Source organism: Klebsiella indica (genome assembly GCF_005860775.1).
Taxonomy (GTDB): Bacteria; Pseudomonadota; Gammaproteobacteria; order Enterobacterales; family Enterobacteriaceae; genus Klebsiella; species Klebsiella indica.
In genome coordinates this window covers 164,677-186,703 of sequence record NZ_VCHQ01000024.1, presented here as the reverse complement: position 1 = coordinate 186,703, position 22,027 = coordinate 164,677, and the positions used below count along the sequence as shown (strand labels likewise).

The following is a 22,027-nucleotide window of genomic DNA, read 5'->3' as shown; positions in this document are numbered from 1 at the left end:
ATGGCGAAGACGTTATACGAAAAATTGTTTGATGCTCATGTGGTTTATGAGGCGCCTGACGAAACTCCGCTGCTGTATATCGACCGTCATCTGGTGCATGAAGTGACGTCACCGCAAGCCTTCGATGGCCTGCGCGTTCACAACCGCCCGGTGCGCCAGCCAGGCAAAACTTTCGCCACGATGGATCACAACGTTTCGACGCAGACCAAAGACATTAATGCCTCCGGCGAAATGGCACGCATCCAGATGCAGGAACTGATTAAAAACTGCAAAGAGTTTGGCGTCGAACTGTATGACCTGAATCACCCGTACCAGGGGATTGTTCATGTCATGGGCCCGGAACAGGGCGTGACGCTGCCTGGGATGACCATTGTCTGCGGCGACTCCCACACGGCGACGCATGGCGCATTCGGCGCGCTGGCCTTCGGTATCGGTACATCCGAGGTTGAACACGTGCTGGCGACCCAGACGTTGAAGCAAGGGCGTGCTAAAACCATGAAGATCGAAGTCATGGGTAAAGCCGCGCCGGGCATCACCGCCAAAGACATCGTCCTGGCGATCATCGGTAAAACCGGCAGCGCTGGCGGCACCGGTTACGTTGTGGAATTCTGCGGCGAAGCCATTCGTGATTTAAGCATGGAAGGCCGCATGACCCTGTGCAATATGGCTATCGAGTTAGGCGCGAAAGCGGGCCTGGTTGCACCGGATGAAACCACCTTTAATTACGTAAAAGGCCGTCTGCACGCGCCGAAGGGCAAGGATTTTGACGATGCCGTCGCATACTGGAAGACCCTGAGCACCGATGATGATGCCACTTTTGACCGTATTGTGACTCTGCAGGCGGAAGACATTTCCCCGCAGGTAACCTGGGGAACGAACCCCGGTCAGGTGATCTCCGTCACCGATACCATCCCGGACCCGGCATCCTTCGCTGACCCGGTCGAGCGGGCAAGCGCGGAAAAAGCGCTGGCCTACATGGGCCTGAAATCTGGCGTACCGTTAACCGAAGTGGCGATTGATAAGGTCTTTATCGGCTCCTGCACCAACTCGCGCATCGAAGATTTACGTGCCGCAGCGGAAATCGCCAAAGGCCGCAAAGTCGCGCCGGGCGTCCAGGCGCTGGTGGTGCCAGGATCTGGTCCGGTGAAAGCCCAGGCCGAGGCGGAAGGCCTGGATAAAATCTTTATTGAAGCTGGTTTTGAATGGCGTCTGCCGGGCTGCTCCATGTGCCTGGCGATGAACAATGACCGTCTGAATCCGGGCGAGCGCTGTGCATCCACCAGCAACCGTAACTTTGAAGGCCGTCAGGGCCGCGGTGGCCGTACTCATCTGGTCAGCCCGGCAATGGCCGCCGCGGCAGCCGTTACCGGCCATTTCGCCGACATCCGTAGCTTGAAATAAGGAAACCATTATGGCAGAGAAATTTATCCAACATACCGGCCTGGTGGTTCCGCTGGATGCTGCGAACGTGGATACCGATGCAATCATTCCCAAGCAATTCTTGCAGAAAGTCACACGTACCGGCTTTGGCGCGCACCTGTTTAACGACTGGCGCTTCCTGGATGACAAAGGCGAACAGCCCAACCCGGACTTCGTGCTGAATTTCCCTGAATATAAAGGGGCATCCATTCTGCTGGCGCGGGAAAACTTTGGCTGCGGATCCTCGCGGGAACATGCGCCCTGGGCGCTGACCGACTACGGCTTTAAAGTGGTTATTGCCCCCAGCTTCGCTGATATCTTCTACGGCAACAGCTTTAACAACCAGTTGCTGCCGGTAACCCTGAGCGAAGAACAGGTCGATGAGCTGTTTAAGCTGGTCCTGTCACAGCCCGGCATTAAATTTGAAGTCGACCTTGAAGCTGAAGTCGTCAAAGCGGGAGATAAATCCTATCCCTTTAAAATTGACGCCTTCCGCCGTCACTGCATGCTTAACGGTCTGGACAGTATTGGCCTGACTCTGCAGCATGAAGAGGCAATCTCAGCCTATGAGAACAAGCAGCCGGCCTTTATGGGGTAAAGCGGCCAGAAGTGTATATCTCAGCCCGGACGTGAGTTCGGGCTTTTTTTCTTCCCGCGAAAATGAGACCTGACGCACATATACTCATATTGGCCATTATGCCAGACAGGAATATTTGAATCTTTAAAAATAAGTCATTATCAATTGGGCATCTATTCAATCATTCCGCGACCTGTTTTGTGTCAATTCACATGGACAAGTAAACAATCGATTGAAATATTTAAGATAAAAACATCAACGCGTGAATGAAATGTTAATCCTATAGAATTCCCCTATAGCTCAACGTAAAAAAAAGCATTATTTTTCCATTTCGTGCCTCGTTATCTTCCCCCACAGAGAGAGATTAACTTTGGATCGGCCAGGACACCGTATAGCGTCTGCCTGGCATCCCGTGGAGAGAGAGTATATGAGCCACTACCCCCATCTTTTTTCCCCGTTGACCATCAACGGGATGACCATCAAAAACCGTATCATCATGCCGCCGATGGGGTCCAACATGGCGAGTCTGAACGGTGAAGTCACCCAGGAGCAGATTGAATACTATGAGTTACGCGCGCGGGGCGGCACCGGGCTTATCACTATTGAAAATATTTGTATCGATTTTCCTTTTGCGTCTAACGGTACCACGCAGTTGCGCATCGATAACGATCAATATATCCCGCGACTGTTCAAATTAACCGAGACTTTGCATAAACACGGCGCCTGCGTCAGTATTCAATTAAATCATGCGGGCGCTTCAGCCTATGCATATCGCCTGAATGGGGAAATGCCGCTTTCATCCTCCAGCACACCGTCAAAAAAGAACGGAAATATTCCCCGGCCGATGACACATGAGGAAATTTATCATGTGGTGAATAAATTTGGCGATGCGGCGGAACGCGTACGCCGGGCCGGATTTGACTGCGTGGAAATTCACGCGGGCCACTCCTATTTAATTAGCCAGTTTTTATCGCCGCTATTTAATAAACGCACGGATGAATTTGGCGGCAGTATAGAGAATCGCACCAGAATATTAACCTTAATTGTGGATAAAATACGCGCCTGCGTCGGCCCGCGTTTCCCGATCAGTCTGCGTATTAGCGCTGATGATTTCCAGAAAGGCGGCAATACGCTCGAAGACTCTCTGCGTATCCTCGAACTGTGCCAGGACAAAGTCGATATTATCAACGTCTCCGCCGCACAAAACGATAACCTGAATTTCCAGATTGACCAGATGTCACTGGAAGATGGCTGGAAACGCTACCTCTCGCGGGCGGTTCGCGAAAAATTCCATAAGCCGACGGTGATTGCCGGCAACATTCGGTCGCCGAAGGTCGCCGAAGACATTATCGCCAGCGGCGATGCCGACCTGATTGCCATTGGCCGCGGGCTTATCGCCGAACCAGAATGGGTACAGAAAGTGCAGAGCGGTAATGAACGCCTGATGCGCAAATGCATCTCCTGCAACATCGGCTGTGCGGATCACCGTATTGCCCGTTCCCGCCCTCTGCGTTGCTCTATTAACCCGGATATTATCCACGGTGACGCCTACAAACAGCGGCGCGTAAACCGTGATGTCAACGTCGTCGTTATCGGTGCCGGGACGGCGGGCATGGAAGCGGCCTGCACCGCGGCTGAAGTCGGCTGCCATACCTGGTTGCTTGAGGAGAAACACAATATCGGCGGGCTGGCCAGCGAGATTTCGCTGCTGCCGGAGAAAAAACGTATCGCCGATTTCCCGCAGTTTATGAAAAACCGTATCGCCTCGCTTGATAACCTGATGTTGCAGGTCGGTAAGCGCGCCAGTGTCGAATCGGTTGCCGCGCTGCGCCCGGATCTAATCGTCAATGCCACCGGTTCTGTTCCCTTGCTGCCGCCGATTGAGGGACTGCGCGAGAACATCGATGTCGTCGGCGGCAGCGTCTTTTCGATTACCCATATGCTGCATAATCTGGATCGATTTGCCGATGCCGCGGGTAAACGTATCGCCGTCGTCGGCGCGGGAGCCGTCGGTCTGGATGTGATTGAATATTTTTCCACTCGCGGCGTCAACGCCGTACTTATCGAAATGCAGGATGCCCCTGGCCGCGACCTGGACATTATTACCAAAAACGCCATGTTGACCATGCTTAATGAGCATCGCGTGGAACAGCACATGGGTACACAGTTAGTGGCCGTTACCCCAACCCATTTCACCGTTAAAAACGCAGATGGCACCTTTGATATTCCGTTTGATTACGGCTTCGTCTGTCTGGGAATGCGCGCCAATACCCGTGGCCTCAATGAGATTGAACAATGGGCCAGAGACAATAACGTAAAAGTGATGAACATCGGCGACAGCCTGATGGCCCGGCGAATCATTGATGGCGTACGCGAAGGACGCAACGTACTGGACATCCTTGAAGACATGGGTGCTCTGGGGGGCAATCTCGAATCAACAAAAATTCCATTTCTAACATATTGAGGGTTTTATCATGGCAGAACGTATTACCGGGCATACTGAGCTGATTGGTCTGATTGCCACCCCGATTCGCCACAGCATGTCGCCAACCATGCATAACGAAGCCTTTGCTTATCTGGGGCTGGACTATGTTTACCTGGCATTCGAGGTGGGTAATAAGGAATTAAAAGATGTCGTACAGGGCTTTCGAGGGTTAAAGCTGCGGGGCTGGAACGTCTCAATGCCGAACAAAACTGATATTTGCCAGTATCTGGATAAACTCTCTCCGGCGGCGGAACTGGTCGGCGCGGTAAATACCGTAGTGAACGACGATGGCGTGCTGACTGGCCACATCACCGATGGCACCGGCTATATGCGCGCCCTGTCTGAAGCGGGCATCGACATTATTGGCAAAAAAATGACCGTGTTAGGCGCTGGTGGCGCGGCTACCGCGATCTGCGTACAGGCGGCGCTGGATGGCGTAAAAGAGATCGCTATTTTTAACCAGAAAGACAAATTCTTCCCCAACGCGGAAGAAACTGTCGCCAAGATCCGCCGCAACACCGACTGCGAGATCCACCTGTACGATATTGCCGACCACAATAAACTGCGCGCCGAGATCGACAGTAGCGTCATTCTGACCAACGCCACCGGCGTGGGCATGAAACCGTTTGAAGGCCAGATGTTACTGCCTGACGACAGCTTCCTGCGACCGGACCTGATTGTTTCCGATGTCGTCTACAACCCGCGCAAAACCTATCTGCTCGAAGTCGCTGAGAAAAAAGGCTGCCGTACTTTAAACGGCCTTGGAATGATGCTCTGGCAGGGGGCGAAAGCTTTCGAAATCTGGACCGGAAAAGAGATGCCGGTTGAACACGTCAAAAGTATCCTTTTTTAAGGATGGGGCGCGATGAAAAATAAATATGTTCCAACGGCAGCCGGGCTATACCTCAACTACATGATCCACGGCATGGGGGTTTTGTTAATTACCCTCAATATGGCGAATTTACAGACACAGTGGGGAACTGATGCTGCCGGCGTCTCCATTGTTATCTCGTCGCTTGGTATCGGTAAGCTCGCCACGATCGTGACAGGGTTCCTGTCCGACCGCTTTGGCCGCAAACCCTTTGTTTATCTCGGGATAGCCAGCTATCTGGTCTTCTTTATCGGTATATTGATGACGAAGAACATCTATCTGGCCTACTTCTGCGGTATTATGGCGGGCCTGGCGAACAGCTTCCTCGACTCCGGAACCTACCCGGCGCTGATGGAATCTTTTCCTGACTCTGCCAGCCGCGCGAATGTGCTGATCAAAGCCTTTATCTCTGCCGGGCAGTTCTTGTTGCCATTTATCATTAGTTTTCTGATATGGGCAAATCTGTGGTTTGGCTGGTCGTTTATCATTGCCGCCGCGCTGTTCGTTATCAGCGGTCTCTATCTGCTGAAAATGCCGTTCCCGGACCAGCAGACGAAAAAGGAGAGCGTCGCAAAAGTACAGGTGACCCCAGCGCCGGAGAGCAACGCCAACAAGCTTGATATGATCGTATTTACTCTGTACGGCTACATCAGCATGGCCACGTTCTATCTGGTCAGCCAGTGGCTCGCACAGTATGGTCAGTTTGTTGCCGGGATCCCTTACGCATCAGCCATCAAACTGCTGAGTATCTATACCATGGGCTCGCTGACGTGCGTATTCGTCACCGCCGCGCTTGTCAGAGGCGTCGTCAGTTCGGCAGTTGCGATGATGATATATACCTGTCTGTCGATGATTTCGCTGCTGATCGTCTGCCTGTTCCCCACGCCAATGATAGTTACCGGTTTCGCTTTTGTTTTTGGCTTCTCCGCCGCCGGCGGGGTGATGCAAATAGGGGCGACCATTATGGCTATGAGTTTCCCGGACGGGAAAGGCAAAGCTACCGGGATTTTCTACACTGCAGGGAGTGTGGCCAGCTTTACGATCCCGTTGATCACGGCAAAACTCTCGAAGATCGGCATCGCCAGCATTATGTGGTTTGATTTCTTTATCGCCATCATTGGTTTTGTGATTGCGCTGTACATCGGTTATCGTCAGTTTCAGACTCGCGCCGCGGCAAAAACCGCGCATGTCGCGGCAACCCTCTGATAGTCGCTGACAAAAAGAATGGATACCCACATGACGAACGCAGTAACAGTAAAAAACATTACCTTCCGGGAAGGGGAAACCTTAATTTGCGTGCCGCTGATCGGCAAAACGCTTGAGGAGCTGCAAGACAATGCCTGCGCGCTGGCAACGGCCGGAGCCGACATTATCGAATGGCGCGTCGATCACTTCACGCAGGTTAGAGAGACGGAGCAGGTACTGCTGGCACTGAGTGAAATTCGCCAGCGGCTAAAAAATATGCCGCTGCTGTTCACCTTCCGCAGTAAAAAAGAGGGAGGAGAAACGGAAATCAGCGATGAAGCCTATTTCGAGCTGAATCGCCAGGCGGTCAACAGTGGTCTGGCCGACGTCATTGATATTGAGTTGTTCAACGACGAAGCGCAAATTCGCTCGCTGGTAAACGATGCGCACTCTGCTGGTGTAAAAGTCATCATGAGTAATCATGATTTTCATAAAACACCGGCTCAGGAAGATATCATCTACCGTTTGCGCCGTATGCAGGACCTGGGTGCCGACCTGCCGAAGATCGCGGTTATGCCGCAGTCACCGCAGGATGTACTAACGCTGCTCTCTGCGACCCTGACCATGAAAGAAAAATATGCCACTCGCCCATTAATCACCATGTCGATGGGAAAATCCGGCGGCGTTAGCCGGGTAACAGGTCGCCTGTTCGGTTCGGCAATGACTTTCGGTACCGTGGGCCACGCCTCGGCACCGGGACAAATCGCCATTAGCCAACTGCGTGAGCTTATGGACATTCTCTCCTGAGAATGAGGTTGCCCGGAGAATCTCTCCGGGCATCTGTTCAACTGATTTTTTGGCTGTCATTGATAATGACTTCTTTAAATGACTGAATTGCCGGGGAAAACACCCTTTCTTTCATCGTTGCCAGATAAATATAACGAGGAGGAATCGCATTTTTTATCGTCAGGATATGCACGTTATAATATGAGAGTGCGGAAATTCGCGGCATGATCGCAATACCATAATCAATACTGACCAGTCCCGCCATCGCCGTATCCTCTTCCACATAGCAGGCAATATCCGGCACCAGTTTTTGTTGCATAAAGACATTATCAATAAAAGGTCGTAGTCCGCTGTTTTCTGAAAAATAGATATAGGGATAATGAATCGTTTCCGCCAGATCGACTTCATTTTCATACAATCTGGCCAGAGGATGATCTTTCGCCGTCACGACCACCAGCTCTTGCTGAATAATGGGAATAAAATCAATATCCGGTTCATCAGCAATATAGGAACAAATAACCAGGTCGCTTTTCCCGGCCTTAAGATCCTGCAATAAACTTAGCGAGGTACCCTGAGTAAAAGAAAATGTCACATTGTGACGAGAGGGTGAAAGTGAGTACTTATGGATTAACCGTGGAACAACATGCTCTCCCATGGTGTAAATAAACGCGATGCGAATGTTTTCTTTGTTCTCTGAGTTATTTTTTTGCAACGTCATACGGCCATTTTCTAAAGAGGCCAGCGCATCCTCGACATAGGGCAGAAAGCGTTTGCCATTCTGCGTGATCTTAACATTGCGCCCTTTTCTGGCGAACAGCGCGACGCCCAGCTCTTTCTCCAGTTCAGAAATAGCATGGCTCAGGGAGGGTTGGGTGATAAAAAGACTGGAGGCTGCTTCCGTGTAATGCTCCGTTTCCGCCAGTCTCTTAAAATAATAAAGTTGCTTCAGGTTCATTATTTTTTCTCGTATAATATAAAAATAGATCTAATATACCATACAAGCCATCGCTGATAAGCCATAAAAGAGAAATACCAGGGCTATATCAAATATTATTTTGTTATTTAATGCCAGCGACGCATACGGTATTGCCGATGATCGATGTATCGGTCCTGCAACAGAGTATTTTTGCATGCCTGTAGTCATGCAAAAATATTTTAAACTTTAAAGGAATTCTATATGAGGACGATAAATGCTGAGGAACGGCCGATTCTGCCGTCGGCCACACAGAAACGAAGCAAAACGCGAATTGTCATTCTACTGTTACTCTCTATTGGGACGATGATAAATTATCTCGATCGTACCATTTTGGGTATTGTTGCACCCAGTTTAACCCGCGAAATACATATCGACCCGACGATGATGGGTATCGTTTTTTCCGCTTTCGCCTGGACTTATGCGCTGGCTCAAATTCCTGGCGGGATGTTTTTAGATCGTTTTGGCAATAAATTAACCTATGCCCTGTCAATTTTTTTCTGGTCCACCTTTACCCTATTACAAAGCTTTAGCGTGGGGTTGAAATCCCTACTGCTGCTGCGTTTAGGGTTAGGTATCAGCGAAGCGCCCTGTTTCCCGGTCAACAGCCGGGTTGTCAGTAAATGGTTTCCACAGCATGAACGCGCGCGCGCAACGGCGACCTACACCGTCGGAGAATATATTGGCCTGGCCGCTTTTTCTCCATTGCTCTTTTTAATTCTTGAACATCATGGCTGGAGAACATTATTTTTTATTACCGGTGGATTAGGTATTGTATTTACCTTTGTGTGGTGGAAGTTTTATCATGAACCTCATGAGTCAAAAACCGCAAATCAAGCCGAACTGGAATATATCGGCGCAGAAAATACCGCACAACCCAATGAAAATATTCCCTTTAACTGGCCTGATGCGAAACGCCTGCTGTGCTGCCGACAAATCATTGGCGCCAGCCTGGGGCAATATGCCGGTAACACGACGCTGGTTTTCTTTTTGACCTGGTTCCCGACCTATCTCGCGAACGAGCGTCATTTACCGTGGCTTCACGTTGGTTTCTTTGCTTCCTGGCCCTTTCTGGCAGCGGCCATCGGCATTATTTTCGGCGGCTGGATATCGGATAAAATATTAAAAAAGACATGTTCAGTAAATATTAGCAGAAAACTCCCGATTATTTCCGGACTATTACTTTCCGGCACAATAATTACCGCTAACTGGGTGGATAGTAACACCGCCGTTATTATCATCATGTCAATTGCCTTTTTTGGCCAGGGCATGGTCGGGCTAGGCTGGACATTGATCTCAGATATAGCGCCGAAGAATATGGCCGGGCTTACCGGGGGGATTTTTAATTTTTGTGCAAATATGGCGTCAATCATTACCCCATTAATCATTGGCGTTATCATCTCAATGACCGGTAATTTCTTCTACGCGCTCATTTATATCGGTGTGACCGCGTTGATTGGCGTTATTGCGTATATCTTCATTATCGGCGATATCAAACGAATTGTATTGAAATAACGCATGACGGACAGTGCTCCGGCAGGCTGCCGGAGCACTCAGGCGCTAAATATTCTTAACCCTGCTGGTCATAAACAGCGTCACCAGCGAAATCGCCGTAATCATCCAGTAAACGCTGGTATGCCCATAGCTTTGCGACAGCGCGCCCTGAATGACGCCTGCCAGAATGACCCCGGTGGAGATACTGTTGGTAAATAGCGTCGTTGCCGCCCCTGCTCGTCCGGGCATCAGATCCTGAAACCACAGCATGCCAATCCCGGCGATAATACCGATAAACACCGCATTAAACAGCTGTAAAACCAGCAGCGCCACGCGGCCGTGAAACAGAATCAGGCCAATATAAAACAGCACGCCCGCGGCAACCGCCGCCACCATCATATTGCGCTTGCCCCAGCGCTTAACGAAGTAACCCGCCAGAATCATCGCCGGAATCTCCAGTCCGGCGGCCGTCCCCATCAGGACTCCGGCGAGGCTGTCCGGCAGTCCGAGATCGCTACTGATCCACAGTGGCATATCAATGATATACATAGTGTTGCAGGTCCACATCAGCGTGGAGGCGATAAACAGCATACGGACATTTTTATCGTGCCATCCCCCGACCTGCCTCAGCACTCCCCCCTCCTCCGAGGGTTGTTCAACACGGGCGACCGACGGGAGCCTGAAAGCGATGAGCGCCAGACTGATGACAAAGATCCCCGCCGCTATCGAAAACATGGTCGTGAAGCCATAATTAAGCGCCAGCATAAAGGCCAGCGGAGGACCGATCACCCATGCCAGCGAGAGCTGAGCACGCATTATCGAACTGAACATCACCACTTCACGGGCCGAGCTATCGGCGTATTCCCGCGCCAGCGCAAAAAGCTGCGGCATCGCGGCGTTCGCCACCGAGGCCAGCATCACGCCACCGGTGATCAGCGTCAGATAATGACGATTAAACGCAAACAGCAGCGCGTTTCCTACCGCCATCAGGCAGCAGAACATGATCAGGCGTCGACGATCGCCCCGGCTATCCGAGCGCTTAGCCAGCGCCAGGCTGACCAGAATGCCGGCAATCGCGTTAACCGTATAGAACAGTCCCACCCAAAAGGGTTGCACGCCCACTTCGCGACTAAGGAATAAACTGAGCGTCGGCGCCTGCAGCGCGCCTGCAATACCGATCATAAACGCGACCAGCATAAAAGCGGCGTACACGCCGTTAAGACGGCGCCCCATCGTCATTAACCACAGCATCACATATCCTTTAGCGCGCGAAAAAAAGAAAAAAGCCAGCAGAAGATTTCTGCTGGCGGGTGATTCTATACTCTATGAATTTCGAGTTGCAGGACAATAACTATACAAAGGTTACTGAACAGCGCTTACCCTGGCTCACCAGAGGAGGGACCCAGGCTGAATCATGCAGCCAGACTGTCAATCTCTGGCGACACAGATAACTGCAGCTTGAAAAACGGGCGAATATAACACCAATACTCAGTCACACATGATGTCTGCAAGTCAATGAACCGAGGTCTGCGACGTCACTCCCCACTGCATCAGTTCGCCGAGCATTTTCTGCTGTCTTCCTGCCATCAGGCGGGCCAGCCAGGACGCATCCTGCGTCGCAGAAAAGTAGCGTTGGTAGAACTGTTGTGTGGTAGACCTCATCATATTCACCTCCTCACTTCATCGAAGGTGATTATTGACTTAATATAGGAAGTCATAAATTGCTGAGTTTTTATCAGGAGTTCCCCTTTTATGTCTTCCAGCCGTTTACAACAGCAGTTCATCCGCTTATGGCAGTGCTGCGACGGTAAGTCGCAGGAGACGACGCTTAATGAACTGGCAGATATGCTGAGCTGCTCGCGCCGCCATATGCGCACCTTACTGAATATGATGGAAGAGCGTGGCTGGCTGACCTGGCAGGCGGAAGCCGGACGCGGTAAGCGTTCCCGACTGGCTTTTCTCTATACCGGTCTGGCCCTGCAGCAGCAAAGAGCGGAAGATCTGCTGGAACAGGACAGGATCGATCAGCTGGTACAGTTAGTCGGTGATAAAGCCGCCGTCCGACAGATGCTGATCTCCCATCTTGGCCGCAGCTTCCGCCAGGGTCGGCATATTCTGCGCGTGCTCTACTATCGACCGATGAAAAATCTGCTGCCAGGCAGCGCGCTGCGCCGCTCAGAAACGCACATCGTGCGGCAGATTTTTAGCGCGCTGACGCGAGTAAATGAGGAAAATGGGGAACTGGAAGCGGATATTGCTCACCATTGGCAGCAGATCACCGCCACTCACTGGCGTTTTTTTCTTCGTCCGGGCATACATTTTCATCATGGTCGGGAACTGGAGATGGCGGATGTCATCTCTTCCTTACAGCGTAGCAACACGCTGCCGCTCTTCTCCCATATTGAGCGTATCGACTCCCCCACCGCATGGACCCTGGATATTCATCTTAGTCAGCCCGACCGCTGGCTACCGTGGTTACTCAGCCAGGTTCAGGCGATGATCCTGCCCCAGGAGTGGCGGTCGATGGAAAAATTCGCCAGCACGCCCATTGGCACCGGCCCTTACTCGGTTGTGCGTAATAACCAGAATCAACTTAAAATTCACGCTTTCGACGACTATTTCGGCTACCGGGCGCTAATTGATGAAGTCAACGTCTGGGTACTGCCGGAAATTGGTGAAGAGTCCAACGGCGGGTTAACGCTTCAGGGAAGTACGGAGAGTGAAAAAGCGGTAGAAAGCCGCCTTGAAGAAGGCTGCTATTACCTGCTGTTCGACTCCCGCAGCCCGCTCGGCGGTAATACGGCGGTACGCCAGTGGTTAAGTTATCTGTTCCAGCCCGCTAACCTGCTCTATCACGCTGGTGAACACTACCAGGGCAACTGGTTTCCAGCCTATGGCCTGCTGCCCCGCTGGCATCATGCGCGCAGCCATGCCTGTGAAAAACCGCCAGGTCTGGAAACGGTCAGGCTGACCTACTATCAGGAGCACGTCGAACATCGCGTCATGGGCAAGATCATGGCGACGCTGCTGGCTGAACATCAGGTGAAGCTGGAGATTCAGGAACTGGAATACGAAGAGTGGCATCGCGGAGAGGTAGTGAGTGACGTGTGGCTCAACAGCGCCAACTTTACGCTGCCGATCGATTTTTCCCTGTTTGCCTGGCTGTATGAAGTCCCGCTGATTCGCAAATGTATTCCCATTGACTGGGAGCGCGATGCCGGCCGCTGGCGCGCGGGAGAGCTTAATCCGGCGGCCTGGAGCCAGCAGTTGCTCACCACGCAAACTATCGTGCCGCTCATTCACCACTGGCTGATGATCCAGGGGCAACGCAGTATGCGCGGCGTGCGAATGAACACCCTTGGCTGGTTTGACTTTAAGTCAGCCTGGTTTGCGCCGCCGGAGCCGTAACGCTTTTCGTTAGCAGATAAAATCATTACACTAACTGCCGTTCTCAACGGGGTGCTAATAAACATACACAATATCATTCGAGTTGCATCGACGCGCGGTTAGCCCGGAAGCAACCAGAAAGATAAAGCGTATGGGCTGAGAAAATACCCGTCGAACCTGATCCGGATAACGCCGGCGAAGGGATTTGAGGCCCACTCAAAATCCTTTGCCCCCCCTTCTTCTGAGGTGCAAAGTGTTAAAAAAATTACTTCCCCTGCTGGCGCTGGTCGCCGCGCCGGTTTTTGCCAAACCCACCCTGACCGTTTATACCTACGACTCCTTCGCCGCCGACTGGGGGCCAGGCCCGGCGGTCAAAAAAGCCTTTGAAGCGGACTGCGACTGCGAACTGAAGTTCGTGGCGCTGGAAGATGGCGTCTCGCTGCTCAATCGTCTGCGAATGGAAGGCAAAAACAGCAAAGCCGATGTGGTGATTGGACTGGATAACAACCTGCTGGAAGCCGCGGCCCAGAGCAAGCTGTTCGCCAAAAGCGGCGTATCTACCCGCGCGGTCAGCGTACCCGGCGGCTGGCGCAACGATACCTTCGTTCCATTCGATTACGGCTATTTCGCCTTTGTTTACGATAAAAACAAGCTCAAAAATCCGCCGAAAAGCCTGAAAGAGCTGGTTGAGAGCCAGCAGAAATGGCGGGTCATTTATGAGGATCCGCGCACCAGCACGCCGGGCCTCGGCCTGCTGCTGTGGATGCAAAAAGTCTACGGCGATAACGCGCCGGAAGCCTGGCAGAAACTGGCGGCGAAAACCGTCACCGTCACCAAAGGCTGGAGCGAAGCCTACGGCCTGTTCCTCAAGGGCGAAAGCGACCTGGTGCTCAGCTACACCACCTCCCCGGCTTATCACATTATCGAAGAGAAAAAAGATAACTACGCGGCGGCCAACTTCGCGGAAGGCCACTATTTGCAGGTCGAAGTTGCCGCCCGCACCGCGGCCAGCAAACAACCGGAGCTGGCAGAGAAATTCCTCAAATTTATGCTTTCTCCCGGCTTCCAGAACACGATCCCCACCGGCAACTGGATGTACCCGGTTACCCAGGTTGCGCTTCCCGCAGGTTTTGACGGGCTGATCAAACCGCAAACCACCCTTGAATTTACGCCGCAACAGGTGGCGGCTGAGCGCCAGAACTGGATCAGCGCATGGCAACGCGCCGTCAGCCGCTAACTTTCGGCTGGCTGCTGCCCGGCCTGACGGCGGCGACCTTACTGGTCGCCGTCGCGCTGGCTGCTTTTCTGGCGCTGTGGTTCAGCGCGCCGGAAGCGGTCTGGGGATCGATGGTTAGCGATAGCTATCTCTGGCATGTGGTGCGCTTTTCTTTCTGGCAGGCGTTTCTTTCCGCGCTGCTTTCCGTGATACCGGCGATTTTTCTCGCCCGCGCGCTCTACCGTCGGCGCTTCCCCGGGCGCACGCTGCTGCTGCGCCTGTGCGCGATGACCTTAATCTTGCCGGTGCTGGTGGCGGTATTCGGCATTCTTAGCGTCTACGGTCGCCAGGGCTGGCTGGCTGAATTGTTTACCGTGTTCGGCTGGCAGTGGACGTTTTCACCCTACGGATTACAAGGGATCCTGCTGGCGCATGTGTTCTTCAATATGCCAATGGCCACGCGCCTGCTACTGCAAACGCTGGAAAATATCCCCGGCGAACAGCGGCAAATCGCCGCCCAGCTAGGAATGCGCGGCTACGCCTTCTTCCGGCTGGTTGAATGGCCATGGCTGCGTCGGCAAATTCTGCCTGTCGCGGCGCTGATCTTTATGCTCTGTTTCGCCAGCTTTGCGACCGTGCTGTCGCTGGGCGGCGGCCCGCGCGCGACCACGATCGAACTGGCGATCTACCAGGCGCTCAATTTCGACTATGACCCGGCGCGCGCGGCGATGCTGGCGCTGATCCAGATGGTCTGCTGCCTCGGGCTGGTATTACTCAGCCAGCGCCTGAGCAAAGCCCTCGCCATCGGGGTCAGCAACATCCACGGCTGGCGCGATCCTGACGACCGTTTGTTCAGTCGACTGAGCGACATTGCGCTCATTGTCATCGCGCTTTTACTGTTGCTGCCTCCGCTACTGGCGGTGATATACGACGGTCTGAATAACAATCTGTTTAGCGTCCTGCAACAGCCTGCGCTATGGCAGGCGCTGGGGACCTCACTGCGTATCGCCCTTGCCGCCGGGCTGTTAAGCGTGATGCTGACCATGATGCTGCTGTGGAGCAGTCGCGAACTTCGCGCCCGTAATCGCCCGTTGGCCGGACAGGCGCTCGAACTCAGCGGCATGCTGATCCTCGCCATGCCGGGCATCGTACTGGCCACCGGATTCTTCCTGCTGCTCAATAACAGCACAGGGCTACCGGAATCCGCCGACGGTATCGTGATTTTCACCAATGCGCTGATGGCGATTCCCTATGCGCTGAAGGTGCTGGAAAATCCTATGCGCGATATCAGCACCCGCTATGGCGCGCTTTGCCAGTCGCTGGATTTGCACGGCTTTACGCGCCTTAGGGTGGTGGAGCTTCGCGCCTTAACACGCCCGCTGGCCCAGGCGCTGGCTTTCGCCTGCGTGCTGTCGATCGGCGATTTCGGCGTCGTGGCGCTGTTCGGCAATGAAGATTTTCGTACCCTGCCGTTCTATCTGTATCAGCAAATTGGCGCTTATCGTAGCCAGGACGGCGCCGTTACCGCTCTGCTGCTGCTGGCGCTGTGCTTTTTACTCTTTAGCGTGATTGAAAAACTTCCGGGGCGTGATGCTAAAACTGAATGATGTCACCTGGCTTTACCAGCATCTGCCGATGCGTTTTACCCTCTCTGCTGAACGCGGCGAATGCCTGGCCATCCTCGGTCCCAGCGGTGCCGGGAAAAGTACCCTGCTGAATCTGATCGCCGGTTTTTTATCACCCGCCAGCGGCAGCATTGAGATCGACGGTCAGCCTCATACCCACACGCCGCCCGCGCGCCGTCCGGTATCGATGCTGTTTCAGGAAAATAATCTCTTTAATCACCTGACTATCCGCCAGAACATCGCGCTGGGGATGCATCCGGGATTAAAGCTGAACGCAGAGCAGGCCACCCGTTTGCAGACCATTGCCGGGCAGATGGCGATTGACGCATTGCTGGATCGCCTGCCTGGCGAGCTTTCCGGCGGGCAACGCCAGCGTGCGGCGCTGGCGCGCTGTCTGGTGCGTCAGCAACCGGTACTGCTGCTGGATGAACCCTTCTCAGCGCTCGATCCCGCGCTACGTCAGGAGATGCTGGCGCTGGTTGCCGACGTCTGCCAGCAGCAGCAACTGACGCTATTAATGGTGTCGCACAGCGTAGAGGACGCGGCGCGCATCGCGCCGCGTTCGCTGGTAGTGGCTGAGGGACGGATACTCTGGGACGGCGAGACTACCGCGCTGCTCAGGGGCAACAGCAGCGCCTCAGCGCTGCTGGGGATTAGCGCGCAATAACCTTATACAGAATATCAAGATAGACCGGCATAAGCGGGTGGCGGAAGGTAAAAACCAGCGCGGCCGCGGCAACGCATACCGTCAGCGGCGTTAGCCACCGCAGGCGCGAACGCGGCAGGAAACGGGTTAAACGATCGCCCGCGCTGTTAGCGCCCCGCCACAGTCGCCAGCACAACCAGGCCGCCAGCCAGGCCAGCAGGGCCGCCCCCAGCAGCAGCCACTTAAAGCTGGCGCTGTGTTCATCCGTCGGAATATCAATCGCCGCCCCGGCGAGGATTCCCGGTAAAAAATAGAGCGGCGGCCACAGCAGGCAGCCAATAATATTTGGCGGGATAAATTTCGCCACCGGCAGATCAAGCATCCCGGCGACCATCGGCACCAGCGGACGCGTCGGCCCGACAAACCGCCCGATAAGAATGGTCACCATGCTGTGCTGATGTAGCGCATGCTCGGTCTTATCGAGCAGCGCTTTATTTTTCTTCAAAAAAGACCAGCGATGCAGCGGCTTCTTAAACCGCCAGCCTAGCCAGAATGACACCCAGTCGCCGAGCAAGCAGCCGATAATCCCCGCCAGCCATGCCTGCCAGAAATTAACCTCGCCGCTACCGATCAGCGCGCCCAACCCGGCCATCATCACCGTTCCCGGCAGAATAAGCCCGACCAACGCCAACGATTCGAGGAAAGCGACCAGCAGAACAGCCAGCAGAGAATAGACCGTGGATTGCGTAATAAAGTGTTCCAGCAATGCTTGCATAATGTACCCGGTTTTAAAACGAAGCACGGATTCTCCGGAGCCGTGAATACTTCGTCAAGCCATCAATTGTTTCTACCCGTCATATTTTACGTTGCAGATGGCAACGTGAATTATTTAGCGTAGATCCTGTTTACTGGCTGCGTTAATTAACCGGACCATCATTTCACTTTCTTTACTTTCTATTCGCATCCAGCGCGAAACTCACTGGGGCTGGCGCCGGTGCACTTCTTAAAGACGCGTGAAAAGTAGAGCTGGTCTTCAAAGCCGACGTTACGCCCCACGGTGGCTATCGGCATCCGCGTGGTGCTGAGCAGCAGCTTCGCCTGGCTAATCCGCTGATCTTCACGCCACCCCAGCACGCTGATCCCCAGTTGCTGGCGAAACAGATGCGACAGCCGCGACGGCGACAGGCACACATGCTGGGCAACGCTGGCAATATCGAAATGGCTGTCCGCCAGATGATCGCTGATATACTGGCAAGCGTCGCGCACCCGGTTATCCAGCGGCGGATGCAACGATTCATTGATCGCCTCCATACGCCGCAGCAACAGTTGCTCCATGAGATTGATCGCCAGCAGTTCGGAATAGCGCCCCGCCCCCTGCCCGGCCTCAACGATTTGCCCGAACAGCTCGCCAAAGCGCGGCAGCCACTGCTCATCCGGGCGGAAAAACCCGGTCTGGGCAAAAATCGTCGGCCAGTTAAGCCACTCATGCCAGTAAGCGCGTGGACGGAAGTAAACCCACTGGTGATACCATTCGCCAGCATTGGGATGACGGCCATAATGGTGAATTTCGCCCGGCGGGAACAGCAGCATATCCCCAGGCCGACAGGTAAACTGCTCCCCGTGGTTCTTGATCACCCCTTCGCCACGGATCGTCAGATTAAGGATATAGCCCTTCATGCCCAGCGGACGATCGATAAAGAAATCCAGATAGCCATCGGCGTCAATCGGCGTCAGGCCCGTCACCAGATGGGCATTAAAAGAGTAACCCGGCAATAAAGGATCGTTTTGCGTTTCGGCCATAACCTCAGCTCTCCCGGAGACATTAAGGACACCAATTGTCCATACCTTGCATTTTATCGCCTGGCTGACAGCCTGTACTGCGACGCGGGTTTGAAATCGAATTAAAACCCGCCGCTTCTCGGTAATAACTGAGAAAATCGGACAATTCCACCGCTTTCAGCGCATAACTGAAGTGTCTATAAAGACGGCAGAAAAGTCCACATTGAATATTTGCACGATGTCACACTTTGCAGCGTCACAGCAATATAGTCCATAAGATTAGCGAATACGGCCTGACGGTTTTCTGCCTGACTATCTACTGTTTCACCATGAATGATTTTTAGCATGGAGTAACAGCATGGCAATTGCGATTGGCCTCGATTTTGGCAGTGATTCAGTACGCGCGCTGGCCGTAGAGTGCGCAACCGGCGAAGAGCTGGCCACCTGCGTCGAGTGGTATCCGCGCTGGCAAAAAGGGCTGTTCTGCGATGCCCCAAACAATCAGTTCCGTCATCATCCACGCGACTATATCGAATCGATGGAAACGGCGCTGAAAAGCGTCCTGGCATCACTGAGCGCTGAGCAACGCGCTACCGTTGTCGGTATCGGCGTCGATAGCACCGGCTCAACCCCCGCGCCAGTTGACGCCGACGGTAATGTGCTGGCGCTACGCGAAGAGTTCGCCAGTAACCCGAACGCAATGTTCGTATTGTGGAAAGACCATACCTCGGTAGAGGAGGCGGAGGAGATTACCCGCCTGTGCCACCAGCCGGGCAAAGAGGATTACTCCCGCTATATCGGCGGTATCTACTCCAGCGAGTGGTTCTGGGCCAAGATCCTTCATGTCACCCGCCAGGACAGCGCCGTCGCCCGCGCCGCCGTGTCATGGATTGAGCTATGCGACTGGGTGCCCGCCCTGCTTTCCGGGACGACGCGTCCCCAGGATATTCGCCGCGGTCGCTGTAGCGCCGGGCATAAATCTCTGTGGCATGAGAGCTGGGGTGGCCTGCCGCCGGCCGGCTTCTTCGATGAACTCGACCCAATAATTAATCAGAACCTCGCCTACCCGATGTTCAGCGATACCTTCACCGCGGATATCCCGGTCGGCACCCTGACCGCCGAGTGGGCTCAGCGCCTCGGTTTGACACAAACCGTCACCATCTCCGGCGGCGCTTTCGACTGCCATATGGGCGCCGTCGGCGCTGGCGCGCAGCCGAATGCCCTGGTCAAAGTGATCGGCACCTCAACCTGCGACATCCTGATTGCCGATAAGCAAAACGTTGGCGAGCGCACGGTGAAGGGGATTTGCGGCCAGGTCGACGGCAGCGTTGTCCCTGATTTTATCGGTATGGAAGCCGGGCAATCCGCTTTTGGCGACATTTACGCCTGGTTTGGCCGCATTCTCGGCTGGCCGCTGGAACAACTGGCGCAGACCCATCCGGAACTAAAAGAGCAGATCACAGCCAGCCAAAAACAGCTGCTGCCCGCGCTGACCGAAGCCTGGGCAAACAATCCGTCACTCGATCATCTCCCGGTGGTGCTGGACTGGTTTAACGGTCGCCGCACGCCGAACGCTAACCAACGCCTGAAAGGGGTGATTACCGATCTGAACCTCGCCACCGACGCCCCGGCGCTGTTCGGCGGGCTGATTGCCGCCACCGCCTTCGGCGCGCGCGCCATTATGGAGTGCTTCACCGAACAGGGCATTCCGGTGAATAACGTGATGGCGCTTGGCGGTATCGCGCGGAAAAACCCGGTGATCATGCAGGCTTGCTGTGATGTGCTGAATCGCCCGCTGCAAATCGTCGCGTCCGATCAGTGCTGCGCGCTGGGCGCGGCTATCTTTGCCGCCGTCGCCGCTGGCGTCTACGCCGATATTCCCGCCGCACAGCAGCATATGGCCAGCCAGGTGGAGCGCACCCTTCAGCCGCACCCTAATCAGGCGCAACGGTTTGAACAACTCTATCAGCGCTACCAGCAGTGGTCGGTCAGCGCAGAACAGCTTTATCTCCCTTCGACTGCAAAGGCGGAAACAGCCCCGCAATCCCAGGCCGCCCTCACCCATTAAGGACATGAAAATGACTATTTTTAATAATTATGAAGTGTGGTTCGTCATCGGTAGCCAGCATCTGTATGGCCCTGAAGCGCTAAGCCAGGTTACGAAACACGCAGAACATGTGGTGAACAGTCTGAATGCGGAAGCCAAACTGCCGTGCAAACTGGTGCTTAAACCGCTGGGCACCACGCCGGATGAGATCACTCATATCTGCCGCGACGCGAACTATGATGATAAGTGCGCCGGGATGGTGGTATGGCTGCATACTTTCTCACCGGCGAAAATGTGGATTAACGGCCTCACTATCCTCAACAAACCGCTGCTGCAGTTCCATACCCAGTACAACGCGGCGCTGCCGTGGGACACTATTGATATGGACTTTATGAACCTGAACCAGACCGCGCACGGCGGCCGCGAGTTCGGCTTTATCGGCGCGCGTATGCGTCAGCAGCACAGCGTGGTAACCGGCCACTGGCAGGATCGCGATGCCCATCAGCGTATCGGGGCATGGATGCGTCAGGCGGTTTCTAAACAAGATACCCGCCATCTGAAAGTGTGCCGTTTCGGCGACAACATGCGCGAAGTGGCGGTTACCGACGGTGATAAAGTCGCCGCGCAGATCAAGTTTGGTTTCTCGGTTAACACCTGGGCGGTTGGCGATCTGGTGCAGGTGGTCAACGCCGTTACCGATGGCGAAATCAGCGCGCTGGTTGATGAGTACGAAAGCAGCTATCGCCTGACGCCTGCGGTACAAATCCACGGCGAAAAGCGGCAGAACCTCCTTGATGCCGCGCGAATTGAACTAGGAATGAAGCGTTTCCTTGAACAAGGTGGATTTCACGCCTTCACCACCACGTTTGAAGATTTACACGGCCTGAAACAGCTTCCAGGGCTCGCCGTACAGCGCCTGATGCAGCAGGGTTATGGCTTTGCCGGCGAAGGCGACTGGAAAACCGCCGCTCTGCTTCGCATCATGAAGGTGATGGCAACCGGTCTGCAGGGCGGCACCTCCTTTATGGAGGATTACACCTACCACTTCGAGAACGGCAACGATCTGGCGCTGGGCTCGCATATGCTGGAAGTTTGCCCGACCATCGCCACCGCCGAGAAACCGATTCTCGACGTCCAGCCGCTGGGCATCGGCGGTAAGGCCGATCCGGCGCGTATCATTTTCAACACCCGGAGCGGTCCGGCGATCGTTGCCAGTCTGATCGATCTCGGCGATCGCTATCGTCTGCTGGTGAATACCATTGAAGCGGTAAAAACTCCGCACGAGCTACCGAAGCTGCCGGTGGCCAATGCCCTGTGGAAAGCGCATCCGGATCTGCGCACCGCCTCCGAGGCCTGGATTATTGCCGGTGGCGCGCATCACACCGTCTTCAGCCAGGCGCTGACGCTCGACGATATGCGCCAGTTTGCCGAACTCCAGGATATCGAGTTGACGGTGATTGATAACGAAACGCGCCTGCCGTCCTTCAAGGATGCGCTGCGCTGGAACGACGTTTATTACGGTTCAAAACGCTAAGCG

Annotated in this window: 18 protein-coding genes and 1 riboswitch; of the genes, 13 read left to right on the top strand and 5 right to left on the bottom strand. The window is 54.2% G+C overall.

The annotated features are described in order from the left end of the window. From leuC to aroD, 6 genes are all read left to right on the top strand, one after another. Positions 1-1,401, top strand: coding sequence for a 3-isopropylmalate dehydratase large subunit (leuC, locus tag FE839_RS16905; protein WP_138361941.1), 1,401 nt, complete (start codon positions 1-3; stop codon positions 1,399-1,401). A 10-nt stretch (positions 1,402-1,411) separates the two neighbouring features. Continuing rightward, positions 1,412-2,017, top strand: coding sequence for a 3-isopropylmalate dehydratase small subunit (leuD, locus tag FE839_RS16900; RefSeq protein WP_138361940.1), 606 nt, complete (start codon positions 1,412-1,414; stop codon positions 2,015-2,017). Between the two features lie 406 nt (positions 2,018-2,423). Then, a complete protein-coding gene (locus FE839_RS16895) occupies positions 2,424-4,460 on the top strand; it encodes an oxidoreductase (protein ID WP_138361939.1) in 2,037 nt (678 codons plus the stop codon). A gap of 10 nt (positions 4,461-4,470) precedes the next feature. Beyond that, positions 4,471-5,334 (top strand): shikimate dehydrogenase, encoded by an 864-nt coding sequence (locus tag FE839_RS16890; RefSeq protein WP_138361938.1) that lies wholly within the window; start codon positions 4,471-4,473, stop codon positions 5,332-5,334. Between the two features lie 12 nt (positions 5,335-5,346). After that, positions 5,347-6,558: an MFS transporter gene (locus tag FE839_RS16885; RefSeq protein WP_138361937.1), complete on the top strand. Its 1,212-nt coding sequence runs from the start codon at positions 5,347-5,349 to the stop codon at positions 6,556-6,558. 30 nt (positions 6,559-6,588) lie between these two features. Continuing rightward, positions 6,589-7,344 (top strand): type I 3-dehydroquinate dehydratase, encoded by a 756-nt coding sequence (gene aroD / locus FE839_RS16880; RefSeq protein WP_138361936.1) that lies wholly within the window; start codon positions 6,589-6,591, stop codon positions 7,342-7,344. 37 nt (positions 7,345-7,381) lie between these two features. On the opposite strand, the gene FE839_RS16875 is transcribed toward aroD, so the two are convergent. After that, entirely contained in the window at positions 7,382-8,278 is an 897-nt protein-coding gene (locus FE839_RS16875) for a LysR family transcriptional regulator (RefSeq protein WP_138361935.1), read from the bottom strand. Between the two features lie 222 nt (positions 8,279-8,500). Here FE839_RS16875 and FE839_RS16870 point away from each other — a divergent pair, with 222 nt between their 5' ends. Then, positions 8,501-9,811, top strand: a complete 1,311-nt coding sequence (locus tag FE839_RS16870) for an MFS transporter (protein ID WP_138361934.1) — start codon at positions 8,501-8,503, stop codon at positions 9,809-9,811. 45 nt (positions 9,812-9,856) lie between these two features. Here FE839_RS16870 and FE839_RS16865 read toward each other — a convergent pair whose 3' ends face one another. Continuing rightward, positions 9,857-11,041, bottom strand: coding sequence for a sugar efflux transporter (locus FE839_RS16865; RefSeq protein WP_138361933.1), 1,185 nt, complete (start codon positions 11,039-11,041; stop codon positions 9,857-9,859). A gap of 261 nt (positions 11,042-11,302) precedes the next feature. Then, complete coding sequence (gene sgrT, locus FE839_RS16860) at positions 11,303-11,455, bottom strand: glucose uptake inhibitor SgrT (RefSeq protein WP_138361932.1); 153 nt, start codon at positions 11,453-11,455, stop codon at positions 11,303-11,305. A gap of 87 nt (positions 11,456-11,542) precedes the next feature. Here sgrT and sgrR point away from each other — a divergent pair, with 87 nt between their 5' ends. From sgrR to thiQ, 4 genes are all read left to right on the top strand, one after another. Next, positions 11,543-13,198: an HTH-type transcriptional regulator SgrR gene (gene sgrR, locus FE839_RS16855; RefSeq protein WP_138361931.1), complete on the top strand. Its 1,656-nt coding sequence runs from the start codon at positions 11,543-11,545 to the stop codon at positions 13,196-13,198. A gap of 37 nt (positions 13,199-13,235) precedes the next feature. Continuing rightward, positions 13,236-13,399: riboswitch (TPP riboswitch) on the top strand. 31 nt (positions 13,400-13,430) lie between these two features. Next, positions 13,431-14,414, top strand: coding sequence for a thiamine ABC transporter substrate binding subunit (gene thiB / locus FE839_RS16850; RefSeq protein ID WP_138361930.1), 984 nt, complete (start codon positions 13,431-13,433; stop codon positions 14,412-14,414). Then, the gene (gene thiP, locus FE839_RS16845) at positions 14,390-16,000 is read left to right on the top strand and encodes a thiamine/thiamine pyrophosphate ABC transporter permease ThiP (RefSeq protein ID WP_138361929.1); all 1,611 of its coding nucleotides are present in this window, start codon (positions 14,390-14,392) and stop codon (positions 15,998-16,000) included. Before thiB ends, thiP begins: the two co-directional genes overlap by 25 nt. Beyond that, on the top strand, positions 15,984-16,685 hold the full coding sequence (gene thiQ, locus FE839_RS16840) for a thiamine ABC transporter ATP-binding protein ThiQ (protein ID WP_138361928.1): 702 nt from the start codon (positions 15,984-15,986) through the stop codon (positions 16,683-16,685). Before thiP ends, thiQ begins: the two co-directional genes overlap by 17 nt. On the opposite strand, the gene FE839_RS16835 is transcribed toward thiQ, so the two are convergent. Both FE839_RS16835 and araC read right to left on the bottom strand, forming a co-directional pair. Continuing rightward, positions 16,672-17,439, bottom strand: a complete 768-nt coding sequence (locus FE839_RS16835) for a DedA family protein (protein ID WP_138362055.1) — start codon at positions 17,437-17,439, stop codon at positions 16,672-16,674. The two genes, thiQ and FE839_RS16835, sit on opposite strands and share 14 nt — an antisense overlap. A 179-nt stretch (positions 17,440-17,618) precedes the next feature. Further along, positions 17,619-18,464, bottom strand: a complete 846-nt coding sequence (araC, locus tag FE839_RS16830; RefSeq protein ID WP_138361927.1) for an arabinose operon transcriptional regulator AraC — start codon at positions 18,462-18,464, stop codon at positions 17,619-17,621. Between the two features lie 337 nt (positions 18,465-18,801). On the opposite strand from araC, the gene araB reads away from it, so the two are divergent. Together araB and araA are read left to right on the top strand one after the other, a co-directional pair. Next, positions 18,802-20,511, top strand: a complete 1,710-nt coding sequence (araB, locus tag FE839_RS16825; RefSeq protein WP_138361926.1) for a ribulokinase — start codon at positions 18,802-18,804, stop codon at positions 20,509-20,511. 10 nt (positions 20,512-20,521) lie between these two features. Continuing rightward, positions 20,522-22,024 (top strand): L-arabinose isomerase, encoded by a 1,503-nt coding sequence (gene araA / locus FE839_RS16820; RefSeq protein ID WP_138361925.1) that lies wholly within the window; start codon positions 20,522-20,524, stop codon positions 22,022-22,024. The last annotated feature ends 3 nt before the right edge of the window (positions 22,025-22,027 follow it).